Annotated in this window: 24 protein-coding genes and 1 pseudogene; all 25 read right to left on the bottom strand. The window is 47.1% G+C overall.

Annotated features, from left to right (window positions below; all coding sequences use genetic code 11):
- On the bottom strand, window positions 1-1061 hold a 1061-nt coding region (locus BM613_RS12910; protein ID WP_146192821.1), incomplete at its 3' end, for a CpaE/TadZ family protein.
- Complete coding sequence (locus tag BM613_RS12905) at window positions 1043-2140, bottom strand: hypothetical protein (protein WP_109431594.1); 1098 nt, start codon at window positions 2138-2140, stop codon at window positions 1043-1045. The genes BM613_RS12905 and BM613_RS12910, both read right to left, overlap by 19 nt.
- A 149-nt stretch (window positions 2141-2289) precedes the next feature.
- Entirely contained in the window at window positions 2290-2835 is a 546-nt protein-coding gene (locus tag BM613_RS12900) for a DHH family phosphoesterase (protein ID WP_181363154.1), read from the bottom strand.
- 294 nt (window positions 2836-3129) lie between these two features.
- Window positions 3130-3870, bottom strand: a complete 741-nt coding sequence (locus BM613_RS12895) for a geobacillin-26 family protein (RefSeq protein WP_109431592.1) — start codon at window positions 3868-3870, stop codon at window positions 3130-3132.
- Window positions 3871-4395: 525 nt separating this feature from the next.
- Window positions 4396-4625, bottom strand: a pseudogene (locus BM613_RS15350) (ATP-binding protein).
- A 112-nt stretch (window positions 4626-4737) separates the two neighbouring features.
- A complete protein-coding gene (locus BM613_RS12885) occupies window positions 4738-7521 on the bottom strand; it encodes an Ig-like domain-containing protein (RefSeq protein ID WP_219930691.1) in 2784 nt (927 codons plus the stop codon).
- A gap of 56 nt (window positions 7522-7577) precedes the next feature.
- On the bottom strand, window positions 7578-9974 hold the full coding sequence (locus BM613_RS12880; RefSeq protein ID WP_146192820.1) for an ATP-binding protein: 2397 nt from the start codon (window positions 9972-9974) through the stop codon (window positions 7578-7580).
- A gap of 177 nt (window positions 9975-10151) precedes the next feature.
- The gene (locus BM613_RS12875) at window positions 10152-10748 is read right to left on the bottom strand and encodes a TcpE family conjugal transfer membrane protein (protein ID WP_109431590.1); all 597 of its coding nucleotides are present in this window, start codon (window positions 10746-10748) and stop codon (window positions 10152-10154) included.
- A gap of 52 nt (window positions 10749-10800) precedes the next feature.
- The gene (locus BM613_RS12870; protein WP_109431589.1) at window positions 10801-11082 is read right to left on the bottom strand and encodes a hypothetical protein; all 282 of its coding nucleotides are present in this window, start codon (window positions 11080-11082) and stop codon (window positions 10801-10803) included.
- Between the two features lie 17 nt (window positions 11083-11099).
- Window positions 11100-11639, bottom strand: coding sequence for a metal-dependent hydrolase (locus tag BM613_RS12865; protein WP_245926393.1), 540 nt, complete (start codon window positions 11637-11639; stop codon window positions 11100-11102).
- Window positions 11640-11682: 43 nt separating this feature from the next.
- A complete protein-coding gene (locus BM613_RS12860) occupies window positions 11683-11934 on the bottom strand; it encodes a hypothetical protein (protein WP_109431587.1) in 252 nt (83 codons plus the stop codon).
- Between the two features lie 20 nt (window positions 11935-11954).
- A complete protein-coding gene (locus BM613_RS12855; RefSeq protein WP_109431586.1) occupies window positions 11955-12605 on the bottom strand; it encodes an EAL domain-containing protein in 651 nt (216 codons plus the stop codon).
- Between the two features lie 12 nt (window positions 12606-12617).
- Window positions 12618-13646 carry a ParM/StbA family protein gene (locus BM613_RS12850; RefSeq protein ID WP_109431585.1) on the bottom strand — a complete coding sequence of 343 codons (1029 nt, stop codon included), beginning with the start codon at window positions 13644-13646 and terminating at the stop codon, window positions 12618-12620.
- Between the two features lie 15 nt (window positions 13647-13661).
- Window positions 13662-14015, bottom strand: coding sequence for a hypothetical protein (locus BM613_RS12845; RefSeq protein WP_181363153.1), 354 nt, complete (start codon window positions 14013-14015; stop codon window positions 13662-13664).
- Window positions 14012-14506, bottom strand: a complete 495-nt coding sequence (locus BM613_RS12840) for a hypothetical protein (protein ID WP_109431583.1) — start codon at window positions 14504-14506, stop codon at window positions 14012-14014. Before BM613_RS12840 ends, BM613_RS12845 begins: the two co-directional genes overlap by 4 nt.
- A gap of 13 nt (window positions 14507-14519) precedes the next feature.
- Entirely contained in the window at window positions 14520-14759 is a 240-nt protein-coding gene (locus BM613_RS12835; RefSeq protein ID WP_109431582.1) for a hypothetical protein, read from the bottom strand.
- Window positions 14740-14952: a hypothetical protein gene (locus tag BM613_RS12830; protein WP_146192819.1), complete on the bottom strand. Its 213-nt coding sequence runs from the start codon at window positions 14950-14952 to the stop codon at window positions 14740-14742. Before BM613_RS12830 ends, BM613_RS12835 begins: the two co-directional genes overlap by 20 nt.
- 77 nt (window positions 14953-15029) lie before the next feature.
- The gene (locus BM613_RS12825; protein WP_109431580.1) at window positions 15030-15236 is read right to left on the bottom strand and encodes a hypothetical protein; all 207 of its coding nucleotides are present in this window, start codon (window positions 15234-15236) and stop codon (window positions 15030-15032) included.
- A gap of 80 nt (window positions 15237-15316) precedes the next feature.
- Window positions 15317-16195 (bottom strand): type II secretion system F family protein, encoded by an 879-nt coding sequence (locus BM613_RS12820; RefSeq protein ID WP_109431579.1) that lies wholly within the window; start codon window positions 16193-16195, stop codon window positions 15317-15319.
- A gap of 4 nt (window positions 16196-16199) precedes the next feature.
- The gene (locus BM613_RS12815) at window positions 16200-16403 is read right to left on the bottom strand and encodes a hypothetical protein (protein ID WP_109431578.1); all 204 of its coding nucleotides are present in this window, start codon (window positions 16401-16403) and stop codon (window positions 16200-16202) included.
- Window positions 16393-16578, bottom strand: coding sequence for a hypothetical protein (locus BM613_RS12810; RefSeq protein WP_109431577.1), 186 nt, complete (start codon window positions 16576-16578; stop codon window positions 16393-16395). The genes BM613_RS12815 and BM613_RS12810 overlap by 11 nt, the downstream gene beginning before the upstream one ends.
- Window positions 16579-16598: 20 nt before the next feature.
- Window positions 16599-16754, bottom strand: coding sequence for a hypothetical protein (locus BM613_RS15175; RefSeq protein ID WP_181363152.1), 156 nt, complete (start codon window positions 16752-16754; stop codon window positions 16599-16601).
- Window positions 16755-16772: 18 nt separating this feature from the next.
- A complete protein-coding gene (locus BM613_RS12805; RefSeq protein WP_109431576.1) occupies window positions 16773-17618 on the bottom strand; it encodes a type II secretion system F family protein in 846 nt (281 codons plus the stop codon).
- A gap of 54 nt (window positions 17619-17672) precedes the next feature.
- Window positions 17673-18437: a hypothetical protein gene (locus BM613_RS12800; protein ID WP_109431575.1), complete on the bottom strand. Its 765-nt coding sequence runs from the start codon at window positions 18435-18437 to the stop codon at window positions 17673-17675.
- A gap of 74 nt (window positions 18438-18511) precedes the next feature.
- The gene (locus tag BM613_RS15590; RefSeq protein ID WP_109431574.1) at window positions 18512-20386 is read right to left on the bottom strand and encodes an ATPase, T2SS/T4P/T4SS family; all 1875 of its coding nucleotides are present in this window, start codon (window positions 20384-20386) and stop codon (window positions 18512-18514) included.
- Window positions 20387-20505 lie beyond the last annotated feature (119 nt).

Genomic DNA, 20505 nt, shown 5'->3' with positions numbered 1-20505 from the left:
TCGTCCCATTCCAAATGTTCCTGAAAAGGAAGCTCGTAATATTGGGAAAACGAGGCTCCCAATACGTCTTCTAACGCCGTGCGGATCGTAGGCAAATCCCCTTTTTGATGTGTGCGATTGACAACCACATGAATTTTTGACTTTTTAATCCGATGTTCCATAAGCTGCTTCATCATCAAAAGTAAAGGTCGAAGGCGTTTCGCTGACGGGGTTGCCACAACGATTACGCTTGTCGCATAACTAGCAGCGGTGATAAGTTCAGGACTGGTTCCTTGCTGCATATCCAAGATGATGGTCGAGTAAAAAGGTTTATACGCTTGAATCGCTGCCGCAAGTGCTTTGGAAGTAAGTGGCCCTGATTCTGTCGAAGACGCCAATACTTTGAGATTCCCTTTTTCCAAAAGATAACTTTCTAATTCTGCACGATCTCGATCTTTGGCTTTTTGAAAATCGTAAATGGAATGAATCGGTGGCTGATTGTCTTGGCGAAACCACTCCACTTGGTTCCCTTTCGGGTCAGCGTCCATTACGAGCACTGGCCCTTTTTTCGCAAGAAGAGTCGCTAACTGTGCAGCGACGGTTGTTTTGCCATCCCCTCCTTTGTTGCTTGTCACGACAATGATTTGATCGCGACCTTCAACCATCATTTCTTCTCGTAACTCTTTTTTAGGAGGAAGAAACGACTCAGAGATATTTGTGCGTGGAAGGGGATGCCCCACTTCTTCTTCAATTTGTCGTTCGGTTTGAATTCGGCGCACAAAACTTTCAGGGAGTGGAAAAGGAACGACATCATCTGCGTGAAGCATCGCGAGTTGGCTCGGTGTCACGATTCCCACTACATACACTCTTGATTCAGGAAACTTATCGCGAAACCCTTTTACGTTTTGCGCGAGTTGCCGCATGGAGCTATGAACCACAATCGCGGCAGGCGCGCCGTATTGTTCAACAATTTGCTGGAAGTCTTGTGGAGAAATTGCCACATGAACTTCACCGAATCGTTCAAACGCCTGTGCGAGAACCACTTCATCTTGCTGCGCGGGAACTACCAACCAATATCCCATGCTTGTTCCTCCTTTGTGCGAGTTGGTTCGATCAGTCGCTGCCACGCATGTTTGGTATCTTGCGACTGCTTGAGAATCCACGGCACATGCGTATAAAGCGATAAAAGGGCTTCCCACCCGCCGTCTGGCACTTGCAAAGCCACATCTGTTTTCACGATTTCACGAAGATCAAGCGCCATCCACTCAGGAACTCGATTCACAACCACAGAGCACGGCACAGAAGGGACAAAAATGGTCGCCGGATCAAGCGAAGTGACCCATATGCGAATCGCAGCGCGCTGAAAAACCGGATGATTCCAATCGTCTCCAACATCTACAATCACTCGATGCGTAAGGATTTCTTTGGGGAGTTCCCCCTCAAGCACCGTACCGTACTGACTCCCCGCTTGTAATGCCTGTGCGACAGGGGTTTGGTCTCCTGTCCATATAGAGAGCGCGCCTGTAGCTCGCCCTTCGATCACCGGAAGCCCTGCAACTGCCGCGAGATTCCATGCCACAAAACTCGCACCACTCCCTCGTACACCGCCCACCGCAATCGCTCGAGGGACTACAGCGGGTTTCATCACGTTTACGTGTTCGTCCGTTTCTTCTTGTTCTTCCGGGTGATGTTCGTTTTTACGAGAATGCCACGCAAATCTAAGTTTTGGCGATTCTTCTGGATGCGTTTTGAGAGATTCTTCTTGCGCTTCTATGGGAATTTCTTCGCTTTCCCTTGAAATCTCATCAGTTGCTTTTTTCAGTTTTGGTCGACGAGCCGTCTTCTTTTGCGCTTCAATCTCTTCGGCCATGATGCGTGCCGCTTCAATCAGCGTCTCCCCTGTGAACGACTCCCAATCTCCGTCAATCAATCGGGGATTTCTCTTTGCTGCAAGTTCTGTATACTCTCCATACCAAGCAAACGACTTTCCTTCTGGAATCTGCGCAAGAAACTGTTCGTCTCCTTCTCGTTCCGCAAGTACCACATACGCATCAACTGGTTTTCCTGCATCGAAAACAGGTGTGTAAGGATACGATTGAGATTCGCCTTCGATCCAACCTTGCAATTCAAGGCTGGAGAGCAAAAATGCGATTTTTACCAACAAAAATGCCCCCTTTCTATGTAAAGAGGGCAGGGTAAGCATTTTTTTAGCGTCGGGATCTCAACGCTTGATTTCTTCTGCTACACTTTCGAACTATCGCATTACATATTTTGTTGCCTCAACGTTTTTTTATTTTACTGTAGTGAGGATCAGCTTCGCGAACGCCTTTCCTTTCTCTGTGACTTGCCACAGCTATCTCTTTTTTCCGCCATTATGCTTCTCAATGATCGTGCGCACTTGCAATCCTTCTTGCTCCAATCGTTCGATGAACCGTTAGTGACCTCCACCCGGCCATAATCGCCGAGCGTTGGATGGACAAGCGCGTTAGCGTTAGGTAATTGATGACCAATATAGTGATGATCCGTCACGATGAGATCCATACTACTTGTACGTGCAAGATCTACAGCTTCGAGTTCGGCGATTCCATTGTCTACAGTGATGATGAGATGGATACCTTGCTCCTTCGAGTCAATGACCGCTTGCGGACGAATCCAGTAGCCTTCGCACAATCGAACCGGCACGCGCCAAAGGAGATCTACGCCCAGTTTGCGCAGGGCTTTGACAAGAATCGTGACCGATGAAACACCGTCGACGTCGTAGTCACCAAAGATCATCACGGTTTCCTTGCGGGAAATCGCATCCTGTATACGCGCTACTGCCTTGTTGGGGGACAGTCGACATACGTGTAAAAACAAGCCATTAACAGGAAGTTAATTTCATTTAGCGAGATAGGGACAAAATTTCTATTGTCTCAGGAATGAAATAAAATATATAAAAGTGTTATTATAACAATTATTACGATTAATAGCGTGAATATGGAGAGGAGTCTCATAACTTTCCTGCGGGTGCGTCCTATAGTAATTGTTAAAATTCCGGCAATAACCACCCAAAGAAATATGGAAAATATAAATACAAAAGACACTATGTTCCACCCCCTCTTCGTTAGAGTGCTCACTTTTAGATATGAGCACTCTAACGAAAGTATGAATTTACGCCCCAGGAATTTGGTTAAATTCAAATACATCAGTATTATGATCATTCCAGGCAACCGCGGCCTCGTACCCCGCAGCAATTGAAAAACCTGCCGCAACTACAGCCGCAATTATTGCTGCTACACTAGTTTCTGAAGTTATTACAGCTACTACTGCACTGGCCGCAGAGGCCCCAGTTGCCGCGTAAAACGCATACTCGGCATTCAAAGTGTTGGCAACCGAATTCCAAAACGTATTAAAAGGGCCTGAATTCTGAGCATTCTCAGTATTTGTCCAGGTTTGTACTGCCGAATTATTGTCGTTGACTTCAGCGAGCAAGTACTGAGTGCTACCTAATACGACGTCTTGTGCTTCATCTCCCCACCATTGATCTCTTGTGCTATTTGTCATGAAAAGCGGAGTAATGCCTCCTGACTTGACGAGGGTGTTTAAATTGAACAGGTTACTTGTGCCGTCTGAATTGTGAATAGTTAGTTCTTTAGTTTTCGTATTGTAAATAGCGGTTGTAATCTTCCCACCCGCTTTAACCTGTACTACTCGGACTCCATTACTATTCACAACGTGCACCTGATACGCTTGTCCATCCACGGAGAGCGTCTGCGTTCCCTGAGTTGAAGCAAATGCTGAACTTGGCGGCACTGCCTGAGTCGAAGCAAACACTGAACTTGTCTGTAATAAAATCAGGGACGAAAGACTAGCGGTTAAAACTGCTGTTTGAGCTAACCATCTCAGTTTCAATTTCCCTTACCTCCCTCGATTAGATCCAACATTATTTAATGAAACATTGAATACGGATATTCAAAATTCTGTACTCGGTGTAATGCAACATCTTCAAAAAATGTCCATTGTCGAACATTATCACCTCCATTAGATTATATTAATACACTATCAGACAACTATATATTCGACCAAATTCTACATAATTCTACATAAAGTTTAAAAATTCCACAAAGCGGAGTGTTATTGGATTCCAAAAATGAACAAACCCTAGAGTCAACCAGCAAATCTGTACTTATCTCATTGCTTCGACTTTACAAAATGAGAGAAGAAACTTTTTAGCGAATGTTTTTCGCATCTTATCTGCTGACCCCAATTGTTTTTGTCAAGCAAGAATACCCGAAAAAACCGAGTGTTTCTACCCAACGATCTGATGGGTACTTTTTCACCGCCCCTTCATCAACGCATGCTTCATTCTGTAGCTTTCATCACCGAATACGAGAAAGTATCCGTGGTGTGCGAGACGGTCAATCATGGCCCAGCCATCTAGTCATCAGTAAACATTGAACCCCATTTCGAGAACTCGAGATTCGTTGTAATCACGAGACTTCGGCTCTCGTAGCTGTCTGCAATGGCTCTGAACAGCAATTGCATTCATCCAGAATGAGCAGATCCGTACGCCCAATATCCTTGCTTAAGCGTTCTAGTGTCCCCCCTCTTTTTGCTTCGGATAGATGCATCACTAAATCCCCCACCGTATAGAACTTGACAGCCATCCCCAACTCACAAGCCCTTACAACTACGGCAGTGGTAAGATGGGGCTGTCCCAAAAGTCATGAGAATGACTAAGGGATGGCCCTAGGGTAAGAATTTTTTTGAGTGGTGGAATTAGCGATCTTTGAGCAAACGATGACGCAACGAACGATGAGGCAACCGCCCTGATTGGTGCGGTCGATTTTCTGTTTGTGATTGCCTGTTCGTAGATTTTGTCAAACGAGCAGGGCGTTTAATCGTTGAAACGCGCCGTGACGTTTGTGGCAATTGGGACTTGGCAATCGGCGCACGTTGCACTTTCGTATCTGAAGAAACACCCGGTGCTAATGCTGGCTGTTCAACAGACTTTGCAAATCGAATTCGAGAAGGAAATCCTTGCGTTGCTTCTTTCATCTGCACCACTTCTGGTTCTTTGTGAGAAACCACAGAGTCTTTTGTTGGGGTCGGATGAAAAACCACCTTTGCTTTTTGTGATACATGTTTCACTGACGCGCGTCGTCCCGGATAAAGGGGTTCCGGGACTTTTTCAATCCGCTGATTGATCCAATGCGCTCCTTTTTTGGCTTGGCGAACCGCCTGCGACGCAAGAAAAGCAGTTCCATCTACGGCTAACTCCGAAGCAGTTGCAGGGGATCGCGCAAGCCGCTTTGTGCTTTTAATTGCAAGGGGAGCAAGTTTTTTTGAAGCAAAATAAGCCGCTTTCGTTCCTTTCCCAAGTGCGTTTGTCATTTGCAAAATGTCCAAATTTCTACCTTGTACGCGGGGTTCTTTCGGCTGACGCAAAGTTTCATCCAAAGCTGCTTCGTATGCACGTTTCTTTTCGTTGATTTCACGTTCTTCTTTCGAAGAAGGCGTGATTCTTTGTGATAGAGCGTTTCCTTCATCTCGCGAATTTCCCTCTATGCTGTGCAAAGGATTCCTTAATTTGTTTTCGCTTTTTCCTTTTTCATTTTTTTGCTGCTTCGATCTAAAAAGCCATGATTGGTTATTTGCATACGCAGCACCACCGCCAGACGGAAAAAGGGGAAGTGGTGACAAGGGTGCTAATCCTTGCGAATGATCGTCTGTGTCATCCGCATCAAATTGAGAATCACCCACAGGCTCTTCATCCGTATCAAATCGCAAATCTTCTACAGACTCATTAGATTGCCAAGCAAAGGGTGTCTCGTTTTGTGATTCCCCGTGAACCTCAGATAATGCTGTTTCCTCTCTTGGTACACTCGAACCATTTTCATAGGGGTTTCGCCTACTGATTGGCGACTGCGCTCTCATTCTTTTGCTAAGAGGGACAGGGCGAGTGGAAGGTTCAGGAGAAACAGCCATCATCCGATCCATTCGATTTTGAATCAATTTCATCGGTCTGTATTTCTTATAGAGCTTCCACGCAAACCATAATGCAGCCGCATAAATCAACCCATTAAATAGGATTTTTAATGCAACGTTTGCTGTACCGCCCGCATTGCCGATTTGTAAAACGCCACTTTGGTTGACGATCTGCGTAACACCCAGCACCATCGTGCTGTATACGTTGACCATGATCGTAAGAAAAAGTGGCATGAGCAAGTGTTGAAGCCATTTTTTCGCCATCACGCCTGTTTGTGTAGACGGAAACATCTCTAAAGGGAGCACAAATGCCCCTGCTGCGAGGGCAATTAAGAAAAGAATACGCGCGAAAAAGAGAATGCCGCCAATGATCAAAAAATACGCAATCGCCCCTAAATTACTCACAAAAGAGACTTCCGCGATCACCATGCGATTGATTGCATGAAACGCATCTTGTGCAAGAGGATATGCAGGAGAATTCAAGGTTCCCGCCAGTGCATCCCGCTGGCTTGACCCCACCGCGTAAGGAAGTAACTCTTCCCAAAAGGGACGATGTGTTGTTTGATCAATAACATCCCCGCCCATTTCGGCATACTCCCACTCCGCGAGAATCGTATTTGTCCACGCTGTATCTAAAAGTTCTTCCGTTGCTTGACCATCCGTGATGGTTTCCCTGATTTTTTGCCCATCGGCTGTAATGCCCGTGATCGTTGTCGTCCCTACACCCGTTCCTTTGACTTCTCCTGTAGACGAGACTATAGCGACGCTTGGATTATCTGATTCCCATTTCACAACAGGGATCGGATTGCCATTTGCAGAAGTCGCTTGGAGTTGAGCCGTCGAATGAAAGGGGGATAACTGTATGCCCTGACCTAGCGAAGCTCCTTCTTGGATTGCACTGGGTTCAATGACTGCGGTGGCAATATTGCCAAACAAAGAACCGATTGCATTGGTTGCGCTTAACACTTCTTGCACTTGCCCGACCGTTACGAGGGTGGCAAATACGTAGCTTGCAAAAAACCACACCGCCATCTTCGTAATCCGCGTAAAAAAACGTTTGGGGGCGTGTTTTACCAGTAAATCCCATACAGCATACCCCACCAGCAACAGGGCAAAAACAGGAAACAGGTGAACCGCGAGAAGAAACGTTCGATGCAAAATAGCAAGCACCGCACCAATAAGTCCCCCTAAACTACGCGAAAGATACCCCAGTGCAAATAAGTTGAGTGAGACATTGACCAAGAGCGCAGAAAGCCCAAAAACCATTTCCGCGAAGTAATACTCCGGGTTAAATCTCCCCATGTAGCCGTTTGCGTCAAACCCATAATTCGTCACGGGAACGGATGGGTTGTCAAATAAAGGCCCTTGAACAACTTGCGTAGCACCTTGAGAAGCAGCCCCAGATGAAAGGTTGGGGAACCTCCCTTTTTGTGCGGGGCTTTGCGAAGTGACCACTGCTTGCACTTCTTTTGAAATCGCTTGGGTCGCAACACTTCCACTTGTTGCAGCGAAAACAGGTTGCACAAGTGTCATGGCAAAAAGAAAAGCAAATATCAACCGTATTACTTTAGACACACAAAAATGCCCCCTTTCGTTTGAAGGGGGCGGGGTAAGTATTCGTTGTCCTGTGACTACTTTTCTGATTTTGGTGTGGTATCAAACCATTTCAAAGCGACACTCGGCTTCACGTGCACACGCATGCGCTGTGTACGTCCGAGCGCATCAACAACCAATCCTTCTCCCGCTTGAAAATCACTAAAAATCCGAGACCACTCGTGCGAGTCTTCCTGTTCCAACCCCACGAGTTGAAGCGCCGCTGCGGTTTCCGTCTGTGAATTCATCCGCAAAATAAAGCGCCATGCAAAGAGTCCATCAATCGATTCTCCCCATTCCTTGAAGTCGGTCGCGTTTTGCATCAACATAATGGGTACGATGTTTAGACTCCTTGATTGGCGCAAGAGATTGTCAACCAGATCAACCCCTTGCGAAAATTTACGTAGTTTCCATGCTTCATCAAGGATCATCACTTTGAGCGTCTGTTGGGGTAAGTTCGTAAAATACCCCATCCCCATCGCAGTCACAGCAAAGAAAAGGGCGATAGAAATTTTCTCGTTGAGCGTTTTGACTTTCCCACTTGGCGGAATCGTAAGCCCGCTCGTATCTACAATTGTGGCATCGTAATCTTGGGGTGTTTCTCCTGTATCTGGTGCAAACAAGACGTGGCCTAACGGCGAGTGGTACAGATTTTCCACTCGATCTAGCAGCATGTCTAGTTGTTGGCGATATTCCAAACGGGATTCCTTCTCGCGCAATCCATCCAGCGCATCCCCGAAACGGTACATGTCTCGTTGCTCAGTTTTTTTCATCTCCACAAGTGCACGACCAATCAGAGAAGCACGAATATCTTTTCGATCCGATTCCGTTTCATCATCGTTTAAGATGAGGTCAAGCAAGTCTCGTTCTGCGCCTTCAACCCCCAAGCGAAACGGATTGACTTGATCCCCTCCTGCACGCAAGCGAATGTACCTTGTGCGTATCCCCACCTTGTGAAAACGATCATAGTCATGCCCTTTTGGGTCTTGGATATAGATTTTTGCCCCCCATGAAGCAAGCACAGCTGCGATGTATTGCGCCGTGTTCGTTTTTCCAGAACCAAGCCCTCCCGCGATTAAGACAGAAGGTTGCATGTTGAGTTCTTGCGCCGGACGACGCGGATCGAAAAACACAGCACGCCCATTGACAGTTTTCCCAAGATAAAATCCTTTATGATCCCCAAACTCCAGCGCAGTAAAAGGCAATCCCGCCGCAAAGACCCCTGCATCCATCGGGATTTCATACGCCGTTTGGGCGGTTTGTCCATACGGGTAAAACGCTTGCCAAAATCGGCGTTGATCGCCGGGCGCTTGCACAAGTTCAGTCAACGTTAAAGCACGGATGATTTCTTTGCGCCGCATCTGCAATTCTTCGTCCGATTTTGCCCCGATTCCAATGATGGTTTTTGCGTGAACAAGCGGATTTCGCATGCGTAACTTCTGTTCGAGTTCATCCGCGTGTTCCATATCTACTTCAAGTTCGAGTGGAGGAGTTTCCCCGCCTTCCACGTACTCTTTCCATTTTTCTTCCGATGAAAGTTTTTTCTTCCTCAAGTTTTTTCGCGCTTCAAGCGGGTCTTCGACGCGAATATGCGTTGCGACATCAACAGGGAAGGGAAGAGCATCCACTTCATGTAACCAATCAAACCCGATGGCATTGTCTTCGTCAATGTTGTTTGGAACGCGCAACACTGAATAAAACGTTTGGTGAGATTCGCGATGGTCAGCATGGATAATTTTTAAGCTAAACAACCCTTCTTTCATTGCACCGTCTTGCGTCCACACCCCCAAACGATGAAGAGGATGGATAATCCCTGTTGAAGATACGGTTTTTGGGAGTACCTTTGGAAAACGGCTTTCAGGCGCTTCCAGCCCCCGATACATCCCGTGCCGAAGCCATCGCTCGACTTCCTCGTTCGTTGCAATCCGCACATTCGCAATACTTCGAAAGCGCAGCCACCATTTGCGCCGTTCCTCTTCAAATTGTTCCATCAATCTTAAATGCAAACTTTGCGCATTGAAGACGCGTTTGGCTGCATTGATCATCGTGGTTCGCAATTCGTTAAAAAAAGCACGCCCATTCTCTGTCAGTTGAATTCGGATTCGTGGAGAGATCGGGACAACCAGATAGATTTTTCGTTCAAAAAGTACGCCTTTGACTTCGCGCTGTGCTTCTTTGATATGTTGTTCCCAAAACGAATGAGAGAATGTCGGAAAGCAGCGCAACCACTCTTCCTTGGAGATGCCAATCGCAAGCGAATATACATACCACTCGCCGATCACTTCCCGCATTCCACGTGCCAAAGCTGCGATTTTTTGATTTTGTACACGCGCATTTCCTAGCCATTCATTTTCCGACTCCACAACAAACACTGCATATCCTCGCGTGCGGTCATCGATTAAAATTCCATTTTCAACGTACACCACTGGTTGCATAAAAAATCCCCCTTTTATTAGAAGAGGGATGCGTTGGTGTGAAATTGGAATATTGCAGCGCTTTTTGTGGAATTGCGGATAGGCCGCCCTACCTTCAAAAAAGTTGATGAAAGCACGATCTAGATGTCGCAACTCTTGTTGCAAAGCCACACTGGACACTTCATTGAGCCATGTGGTCTATGACCCTCTTCTCCCGAGCAATGGTGCTTCCTTCACCTGAACCACTTTTCCGTTCTGAACTTTATATCTCCCTGCGGGAAGTGGGTGAGCCGACCGTTGCACAATCCACGTACCATCTCGCCGTACCTTTACCGCAAGTGGTCGATGTAAAGTAAGGCGCTGACTCGACCCAATCACAGGAGTGGCATAGGCAGTATTTTTCTCCACTGCGTAAAAAGAAAGCCGATGCAAAGGGGCTTTTTTCTCTTTGGGAATCACGAAAAACCCATCCGTCCACTTTTTGCGAAACAAAAAAGCGATCAAATCCCATAGCCATTCCAAAGCCGTCTTTCCTTGCGGGTCAAATTGGCTCGCTGTCCATCCGGCAAAAAAGCCGAATGTGATTTGCCAGACAAAGAACGGCACAACAGGGAAAAAAGGATGAAGGAAAAGGGCGATCAATATTCCGGGGAAAATCGCTGCAATAAAGCCCACCCCGACGACATCAAGCCCTACTGTCACAAATCGCCCGAGTTTGATCGCCCCTTCCCCTTCCCCGATTCGAGTGATTTCTGTCTTCGCGCGATAAAGTTCCCGATACGTCCGATAGATCATTGAAGTTGCGCCGTTTTCGTGTAAAGAGGAAACGACGCTTCCTCCTCCTATTTTAAAGTTTAAACAACATCAAAATATTCGCTAACACGTTGGGAATGAACAACGGATCGAATACTTCAAGAAGCGCTAAAGCGCCAAACGAAATTTCAAGATACACAAGTTTCACGTTTTTACTCACTGCGGCTTTATATACGCCTCTGACAAGCAAAACAACAATGACTACACCAAGTATGGCTTGTGCATACACGAGACCAGGGACCGCATTTAGCACTTGCTGCATTGCCTGCACAACCGCAGACGGCGAGTCCCCTGCAATGGCTAAATTGTTTTTCACAACCCATCGACCCCTTTCTAAGCAAGCGGAAAAATCGGAAACGCGTGATGAACCGCAGCGAAAATTGCACGGACAAAAGGCGCTTGAAGTGCCAAACTATAAAAAGCCACAACGATAAACGCGACAAAAAACACATATTTCGATAGCTCGTTTGCGATTCCATTAGAACTCACTAAATAAAAAGCGTATCGTTGTGGAAACGGCCAAAACAGTTGTTGCCCCATTCGGTTGAGCATATCAATTGCAATATGTGACAAATACCCAATCGCGCCGCCCGCAAAGAGAATAGGAAACAATGCTAGGTGCAATCCGGCGATTTCGATGTGTGCTTTTTGGAAGGTAAACGCAAGCCAAAACCAAAGTCCGGCAGCCACAAAACTATGCGTAAACGTTCGATGCGTGATGTGCAATAGTTCACACGCCCACGCAAGCGGGAATACCATCTTTGCAATCGTAGATTCCGGCTGGTCTACGTCAGGAAGCGGTGAAGCAAAAGCAGATAACGCAAGCGCACCAGCCCCTGCCAAACTAAAGATCGGCGTATGAGTGATGTCCACAAGCGCAACAGAGGTACAAAACAATCCAAACGCTTGATGCGTTCTATACAGCATGACGTACACCTAGTAGCGCCGCCCACGCCCCAATCAGAGCAGAAGCAAGAGAGGGAGAGGAACAGCGGGAAAATACGCGGTCTTTTTGCAAATGCACTTCATGTCCTTGAATCGTTTCGAGAATGTGAACATCGACGTGCGCTTGCTTCATTTTTTGCGTTAGCGTTTCGATGGCAAACCGTTCGGCGTACATTTCTTGCAATTTTGATTCTGCGTCGCGAATCTGGTCGTCGATCTGCATAGAAAAGCCCCCTTTCTACCTCAAGGGGGCACAGTAAGAAAAAATGGAGAGCCAAAAAAGTATCCTTGGATGTATCGGACGCCCGCATCAAGCACACAACGTGCTTGCTCCTTCGTTTCCACTCCTTCGACAATCAATGTCGTTTCCCAATCTTCAGCGAGCCTTCTCATCCGCCGCACCGTCTCAAAATCGCCGTTTTGCACAAAAGACATGTCGAGCTTCACGTATTCAGGACGCAACGCAGCAATGGTTTGCAAACTACTTCGTCCCACTCCAAAATCATCAATCGCAATGTGTACACCCTGCGCTCGAAACGTCTGCAACCACGCGATGTCCGACTCTCCGACTTTTGCATGCTCTGAGATTTCGAGCACGATTTGTTTCCCGAATTGGTGAATCACGTTCCACGTCGGGTCGTTGAACGCCTGTGGAGAAAGGTTTAGAAAAAGGCGTTGTGGAGGCGTTAGCAAGGGAATCCCTGCTTGCACTTGCAAATCGCGAATCTTTTGATCTAGCGCCTGCACGCCTCCCCAAGTCTTTGCTCGCGCAAAGACTTCTTTCGCCCCATACGATGCGTTGGGTTCCCCCCCACGAATTAATGTTTCGTACCCGATAATCTGCACACCAGCCGCGGTATCTACAATCGGTTGAAAAACAGGAAAAAGTTTGATATTCCCGCCCCCTTAACGCGAAAGCAAGGCGTCCATCTTAAAATATCCTCGCGCATTCGCTCCTTGAGGATTCTTGATCTTCGTGACGTTTTGGTGCAACTGATTCACGAACCCTTGTGCAAAAAGTTCCGCACCTCCTCCGCCTACATACACCACACTGATACTCATGAGCGCCTTCCCCCACTTTTCGAGGATTTGATTTCGCATTTGCATACCAATTTCTTTCACTGCACGATTCTTTTCATCGGACAGGTCAAGCACTTGCCCGAAATTTGAAATTTTCTGCCCAGCAAGTACAAACTCCAATCGCCTTGCATCTAACGTATCTTCTCCGCTCATCCGTTGAAACGCACGCTGAATACGCGTCCCCACAGCACTGACGGCAAGGGGGATCGTGAAACTAAGTTCTTGGATGACGCGAAATTCTGGAAGGATTTCGCACACAATCACATCTGTTGTTTTATAGCCAACGTCCACAATCGCCGCTCGTGTTCCGGGGACTTCGAGTAAAATCTCGTCTCGCACAGGGACCAGTACCCCGCGACGGTGCTCAAAAATCGCATCAAATAGCATGGCTTGTGCTTGTTTAAACACCTGCACGGATGACAAGTTTCCTGCCCATACATGGCCCTTGATTGCCCCTGCAAGTCCGATCGCTGTGCCAATTCCTTGTTCGAGCGTGCGTTTGAGTTGATCGCGCTGCTCTTTTGTGGCGGTATATGGCAGCCCCGTAACGATGTGCTTTTCTCCTTCTCCCATCAACATGACTGTAGCGAATAACGCTTTGAATTCATCGCCAGTCACACGGCTCGCCGCTAGAATTCTTGTTGCCTGCGCATCTTCGCGCAGCGCTCGCTCACCAACGAGTAAGCGACGGCCATTTAGCGATAACGCCAGATCACTCATCCCATTCGTGTGAACGAAAAGCTCTTCTTCCTCGCTAAAGTCAGAAGAGGAAACCACAGAAGGAAACGACAGGACATTCTCTCCATCCGTTGTCCATTTTACGTGTCCGTATCCGATGTCTAATCCAATCGTCAAAACAATCCCTTCTTTCTAAAAAAGCATTCCGATTGCTACCGCCCCTATCAAAAACGGAAGAATCGGGACGGGGGATAAAGAGGCGCGCCATCGTTTCAAAGCGAAAGCTGCAACAACGCCGATGATCGCGAGGATGGAATTTATACTCGCAAACACAGGAAAAGCGAGTACATCTGCCATCCCCACCACACGCAACACCGCACGGCGAAAGAGAAACAAAAGTGCATACCCGCACATGACGCTTGCCACCATCGAAACTGGCAACGAAACTGCTGAAACAACAAGTGCCAGCGCCATCCACCACAAAGGAATACTCGCAAAGAGTGCATCACACAGCGCAGCGACGCCCCATATCACCCAAAACATCACCATTCTTGGAAAAACGCCACGCTAAAATAAAGTGGGATGAAAGGGGTCTGCGCAGTAGTCCATGAGGTTCCATTCCACATGGGAATGTCGAACGGAATTTGCAGACCGTAATCAAGCGTCAACGTCACGTACCCTTGATTCGAAATCAAAGAAACGTACAATTGCTTTGCCCCCGCTTGATCTTTTGTGGGCGGCGTAGAAACGACAGCATTTCCTGCGTTTGTTACAGGGAGAAATTGACTAAAATGTTGCACCAATTCATATGCAATCGGCTGCCCTGTAGCCGGGTCAATCATCTGTTGATCCAGCGCAGCTGCTTGCGCAGATTGGGTCGCTGATACAACCGCCATGAAACTCATCAAGAGCGTAGCGCCAGTCGTCATCAGAAGAACAAGCAGGTAGCCTATGACAATCAGTTCTCCAAGAGTGACTGGCAAGTCCCAACCTCCCCCTGCCAGCCGTTTGCGGAGCAAGCGGTGCAATTTATACATTTTTAGCCCCCGCTTACAATGTGTTGTTGTTAATTAGATTCGTCAATTGACTCTGCACCGCGTTCGCAATGGTTTTGAAAAGGTTTGATAGCGTAGGATTGTTTGCAACAAAAACAAACAGCAGTCCAACTACAATCCCCAAATCCATCAACTGATTCCATCGAAATGTGTCCTTAGATACAGCTTGCCTGACTGTCCACCACGCCAAGAACTCTTGCGCTTTGTGCGTAATTTTAGTCCTCATCTTCTTCATCCTCATCCCCCCCATCTTCCTCGTCCGACGAACGAATCACTTTAATTTCCTTCCACACAAATACACCTACAACAGCAAAGAGAAGCAAAATTACAAAGTTAAACGTTTTGACTAAGCCATATAAAAGGATTAGCTCAATGAGCGAAAGAACAATGACCGTGATAACGGCCATCGGCTTATTGTTTCTTTTCAAAAATACCCCGACCTTTCTTTATCTCTGCCGTCACAGCCACGCCTTTCGGCGTGGGGACTATGACGGCAGAGAGTTGTTTAAGAAGCGGAAGAAGAACTACTTGAACCGTTCACTTGTTGAAGCATTTGGCTGTTCAGCGAATTCATACTATTTGTCGTGTTCGACATCATGCTTTTTGCGACAGGGAAAACCATCGAAAACAACACAAAAGTCGCTGCCGCCCCAAGTCCAATCGCCATCCAATGCCCAATTCCGCGACGATCCTTTGCAAGACGAGTGAACAAAATAAATTCCTCCTTTTTGTGACTGCTGATAGGTGGGCAAACAAAACCCCCTTCACGAGAAGGGGGGCGGGTAAGTATTTTTAGAGACCGATCAGCGTATGCGATAAAAAATATTGACTGAGAATTTGCCACGTAAAATAGCCACCAAATGCGAGCGTGTAGAGAAAAGAGAGCGCCGCAAACATCCGCATGCGATTTTGCACCACCGCTTTTCGCTTTTGAATAAAATCATCCATGCGCGCCGCTTCCTCGCGAGCCTGTTTTTCGATGATGTCCGCGAGTCCATGAACGGAATTGGCGTCCGCCGCTCGCACCGCCTGAACGAATCGTGTAAGTTCCGCCACTTTAAATTCCCGCTGTAGATCGTTTAATGCTTCGGAGAGGGGGCGAGTGCGCGATTCTTGCATCCTGCGTCGAAAAACCACTCCGAAGTCTCCAGAGGACTCTCTTGCGATTTGCCAGAGCGCTTCTTCCAGCACCGTTCCACGCCGCAAAAGCGTCACAAATCGTCGCTTGATCCCGCGAATTTGTTCTGCGGCACTGAGTCGCCTTTTTTGAATGTTTGCGCCGAATCGTCTCCAAGGGGTTGTCACCACGGCAACCGTCAAAAATAGCAACAGGATAGGGGATGTTTTCTTTGCCCATACGTCTAAAAATCCCATCCCCCCGACAACAATCGCCTGAAACAGCAAGACATCCAAAGCGCTATACTTATTTGAAACCCCTGCAAGCGTGAGGATGTGATCCAGTTTTCGCAACCAATCTTTGGGGATGACAGATTCGATGTACGTGTAAGAGAGCGTCTTTATTTTTTTTATGACTGTTTTTTCGTTGATTACGCGATATTCTCGTTGCACGCGATAAAATGTATCCCCTACATACGTATCGACCTTTGCGACAATCGGCCATCCCGCCCATACAAATCCAAGTGGGATTAACAAAAAGAGAAGTGCGAGCATGCCATCAATCTCCTTTGATTTCTTGTACAACACGTTGCGCCAAGCGAATCCGAATGGACGGACTTTCGACACGCCGTTTTCCGAAAAACGGCGTTTGCGTGTAGGCAACCGCTTCTATTTCGCCTGTTTTCGGGCGAGTGAGTGCGATGACGGTATAGAGCTTTCCATCCATCTGGATTTTGACAGGAAATTTTGACTTATGACGCATGCAAACTCTCCTTTGACATCTCTTCTTCGCAAAACGAGCAAATCTCCGCTTCTTTTGTACGAAAGAAAAACGGGTTGCCGCAAACCACGCACGGGCGCAGATAGCCTTGCGCAGTTGCATGTGTGATACTTTCTTCGATGACCTGCTGCCAATATTCCGTATGATACAAACTCACAAAAAAATCCCCCTTCTATCTTAAGGGGGCGGAGGAAGAATTTTTTGGTGATCTTTTTTCTCTTCCTGCGCTTCTTGCATGTGACGCTTCCAGTGCGCTTCGTTTGCCCAATTTGCATAAGCAAGTGCGCCATACAACAAAACACCGGGCGCGAGAATCCAAATCCAAACAACCAATCAAATCCATCCTTTTTTCTAAATTTTTGGTTTCGCGCTCGCTGTCCGCCACGCGAAAAGCAAAATCGCAACATACCCAGCAAGACCCACGCCAAAAATCACATTTTGTAGCCAATTTTGCGCAAGATACGCATTCACAGGGCCAAAAAACATGGCGTACATCGCAATCGGCGGCAGGGTCATTGCACCTAATAGCTTCATGGCTTCATCACGCTCAAGGCGCATGACACGTTCATAGCGCCGTTTGTGATTGATCTCATCGAGCACTTCGCGCATAAACTCGTTAAGCGCGTTCGCTTTTTCGTAGTTGGCCAACATGCCATTTAACACGTAACTGAAGTATCGACTCGGCGTCGTTTCTGCCGTATATTCCATCCAATCGACGACAGGCAGGTTTTGTTTCACCTGCGATGCGCCTTTTTCAAACTCACGAACAACCGGGCCTTCTATTTCGTGGACAACCTCTTTTACCCACTGTTCAACCGTTGCGCCCGTCTCAAAAAGGCCCGAACCGTATTCAATCGCTTGCACCACACCTTCTTCATAGCGATCTAACCACCGTTCTTTGTAGACTGTCATTGCAATCCACGGCAAAATTCCACCTATGATGACTCCGATAAAAGGAGTGGCGTGGAGCATAGCAACCGCAACATAAACCCCTACAGTTACAGCACCCATCGTATAAAACGTTAATTTTCTCTGTGTGGTGAATAAACGCTCAAAGGAAAAGGAACCTTTCTTCGTTTTGCGACGGATGCCCAACCGTCTTCTCATTCGCTCGTAGGGCGCTTCACGAAAATAAGTCATTGCAAAGCCGATCGCGACAAAAAACGCAGGAAGGAGAAGATAAAGTAACCCAGACAAAAAAACGCCCCCTTTTAGAAAAGGGGGGAGGGTAAGTATTTTTGCGTTTTCTTGCTAAAATCCGAACTGAGAACCAGTAGGTTGGCTTATTCCGTATGTGTCGCTACTCGTTGATTTGCCTGTAAAAGCACCCATCGAACCAAAACCACCTGTCGTTGATCCGCTAGACACACTAGATGAATCGATACTTATTGATTTATTTGCACCTGATTGCGTTTGTGCGCTTGTTGATTGGCTTGCTGTTGCGCTTGATTGAGCTTGTCCAGTCACACTTTGAAACGGATTTCCCGGCAAGTGATTGAGCACGTTTTGAATCGCTGTACTTGCTTCGCCCGGTTTCCCTGCGGTTTGCTGCAAAGCATTTTCTAATCCTTGCGCCATGTCTTGCAACTGCACATTGGCCGTTTGTGAAGATTCGTTGATTGCTTTCGCTAAATCATTTGCAACTTGTTGTTGAACACTACTTGGCATTTTTGAGAGGGAATCCAAAACCTTCGTTACGTTGTCCATTTTTCCAGTCAACTGCGCATTCGCAGTCGCTAATGCTTTTGCGCTTTGCGAAGGAGTATCTATTTGAAACGTTTGTCCGTTCCATTGGTTGACCACACCTTCGTTTTTTAACGCTTGTTGAACCGCATACAGTTCTGCATACGTGGTTCCACCATATACAAGCGCCGAGCCTTTAATTCCACCATAATTTGCGGTTTCGGCTTGTGCGGTCACAGCATGTCCTGTCGCAGCGAACACCGCGCCTCCAGCTAAAAGAGACGTAGCGAGCGTTCCCGCAACAGCACCTAGTAGCAACGATTTTTTATCCACAATAAAACCTCCTCTGATAGAATCAGTATACGGAATCTATTTGGAATCGAAATAGTACAAACGAACTACGCCGCTCAAAACCACCCCCAACTATCTGGAATCGGAATTCCCGCATTAAACATTTCCTCAACGAACTCATCTGTTGGCCCAATAAACTCAAAATATCCCGCAATCGTGCCGTCTTTGTTGATACCGACTTCGTGGAATCGCATGACCGTGTGCAGAGTTTGATCGGGCAAGAGTTGTACCACTTCATCAATAAACCGTGCAATCCCATCCGGCTTTTTCGCTGCGTCTGCATGGATGATCGTGTGAACGCGACGAAAGACAATATCCTTCACCATCTCTCGTGGCGGGTGCGAATCATGGTTCGCTGCAAAATTGATCAACACATCAATTGCGTCTAGGCATGAATTCGAATGAATCGTAGTCGAACTGCCATCCTGACCGCTTTGTATGGCTCGCAAAAAAGTATACGCCAAGGTATCGCGCAACTCTGCGATGAAGATTCTGTCGGGATACATTCGAAGTGCCGCCTTCATCGCATCCGCCAAGTCGAATACCCCTTCACGTTGTACAACTCTGATTACATGCGTATCGTTTTGTGGTTGAAGCTCTGGACTTTCTTCGAGGACTTGGAGAATCGTGCCGCTAGGGATTTCGGCAGTAAGGGCGTTTGCGAGAGTCGATTTCCCTGAATTGTGGTGAACAATAAACTGACCATCCAAGTACAAATGATCCCCATCTACTTCCCAGCCGTAATATTCTCCTACCCCAGCGTCTTCGATCTTGAACCCCGTTACTTGCAAATTATTTTCACTAAATCTCGCTGGCGCTCGCCACAATTTATGAATGCGTTTAAAATAGTTACTTTTCTTTCGATATTCCTCGATGGATATATTTTTAATAAATCTCGGAGTGCTTTTCAACGATAAAACATGCCCTTCATTCACAATAAAAGGCTCACCTTTGTTGGGGATCACCCTCACCATGCGCCCAATTCCTCGATGTAGTTCGAGCACATTACGCGGTTTGCTATCTGACCCCATCAATTGGTCGCCCGCTTGTATATCAGCCGCACGTTTGATCTCGCCGTTATACATTAAAATGGGCGCATCTGCTTCATGACATCCCGTCGCTCCTGCAATTAAATGGTTTTTCGCGAGTTTCACCATAATCCGCAAATAGTCCATCGTCGCCGGATCAAGGGAACGGCCGTCGTATGGGAAATACAGTGTCTTGCGCTGATACTCTCGCCGCACCTGACGCAAATCTGGAAACTGCGGTGGCTCTGTTTGCGCCTGTTTTTGGACGGTTAAATCATCTAACCCGAACGCCTTTACGAACCTTCTCATCGTGATAATGACACATGGCACAAATTTGTATTCGCCCTCGCGAAACACAGAATAGCCCGAAACACCACTGATGACGTGCATACGCTCTCCGTTCGGGAATGTTGCGTCCATCGAAACTTTTGCGGCGTCATAATGCTGCCCCAATTGTGCGAGATGTCGATTGAGCCACGTCATTGCGTGCCGATGACTTCGGAATCCCATCCCTTGATAAACGCGTCGCCCTTCACGCGAAGAATACGTGATAATCTGCCGTTCATTTGCATTAAATGGTACAAAAATTTGCATGTCGCTGACTTCTGGCTTGCTCCAAATCGGTTGCAAAGGCCCAAATCCAAACATATCATCCAATAGGGCGTTGACCACTTCACGCTGTGCCCGTTGCGGAATCTCTTTACTTGTCTGAACAATTTTCATCAGCTGCGCTTCTCGTACATCGCGTGATGCTTCTACAGCTATGTTGTCTTTATTGACGACTTCCTGAAACGCAGTAAGTACCATTTCTTGAAAACGTGTCATGTCGTCTTCTTGCGCATCGCTTTGATTCAAGGCTGCCCATTCATCCAAATATTGCGACCACACTTCTTTCTGATCCAAAAAAATCCCCCGTTCCTCCAAACTTACTCAAATCTACGCATAGGTAGCTTTGACGTTGAATTCCTGCTTCGTTGAGGCTGCCTCTGTGATAGCAGGTCTTACATCCTCTCCACAGGCTG

This window comes from Sulfoacidibacillus thermotolerans (assembly GCF_003144315.1).
Classification (GTDB): Bacteria; Bacillota; Bacilli; order Alicyclobacillales; family SLC66; genus Sulfoacidibacillus; species Sulfoacidibacillus thermotolerans.
Note: the sequence above shows the minus strand (reverse complement) of the source record. Positions and strands in the feature narration are given on the sequence as shown.

Coding starts and splice junctions, on each gene's coding strand:
- BM613_RS12880 (WP_146192820.1), bottom strand. CDS start 9,974: ATGCAACCAGTGGTGTACGTTGAAAATGGAATTTTAATCGATGACCGC.
- BM613_RS12875 (WP_109431590.1), bottom strand. CDS start 10,748: ATGATCTATCGGACGTATCGGGAACTTTATCGCGCGAAGACAGAAATC.
- BM613_RS12860 (WP_109431587.1), bottom strand. CDS start 11,934: ATGCAGATCGACGACCAGATTCGCGACGCAGAATCAAAATTGCAAGAA.
- BM613_RS12840 (WP_109431583.1), bottom strand. CDS start 14,506: ATGTATAAATTGCACCGCTTGCTCCGCAAACGGCTGGCAGGGGGAGGT.
- BM613_RS12835 (WP_109431582.1), bottom strand. CDS start 14,759: ATGAAGAAGATGAGGACTAAAATTACGCACAAAGCGCAAGAGTTCTTG.
- BM613_RS12820 (WP_109431579.1), bottom strand. CDS start 16,195: ATGCTCGCACTTCTCTTTTTGTTAATCCCACTTGGATTTGTATGGGCG.
- BM613_RS12815 (WP_109431578.1), bottom strand. CDS start 16,403: ATGCGTCATAAGTCAAAATTTCCTGTCAAAATCCAGATGGATGGAAAG.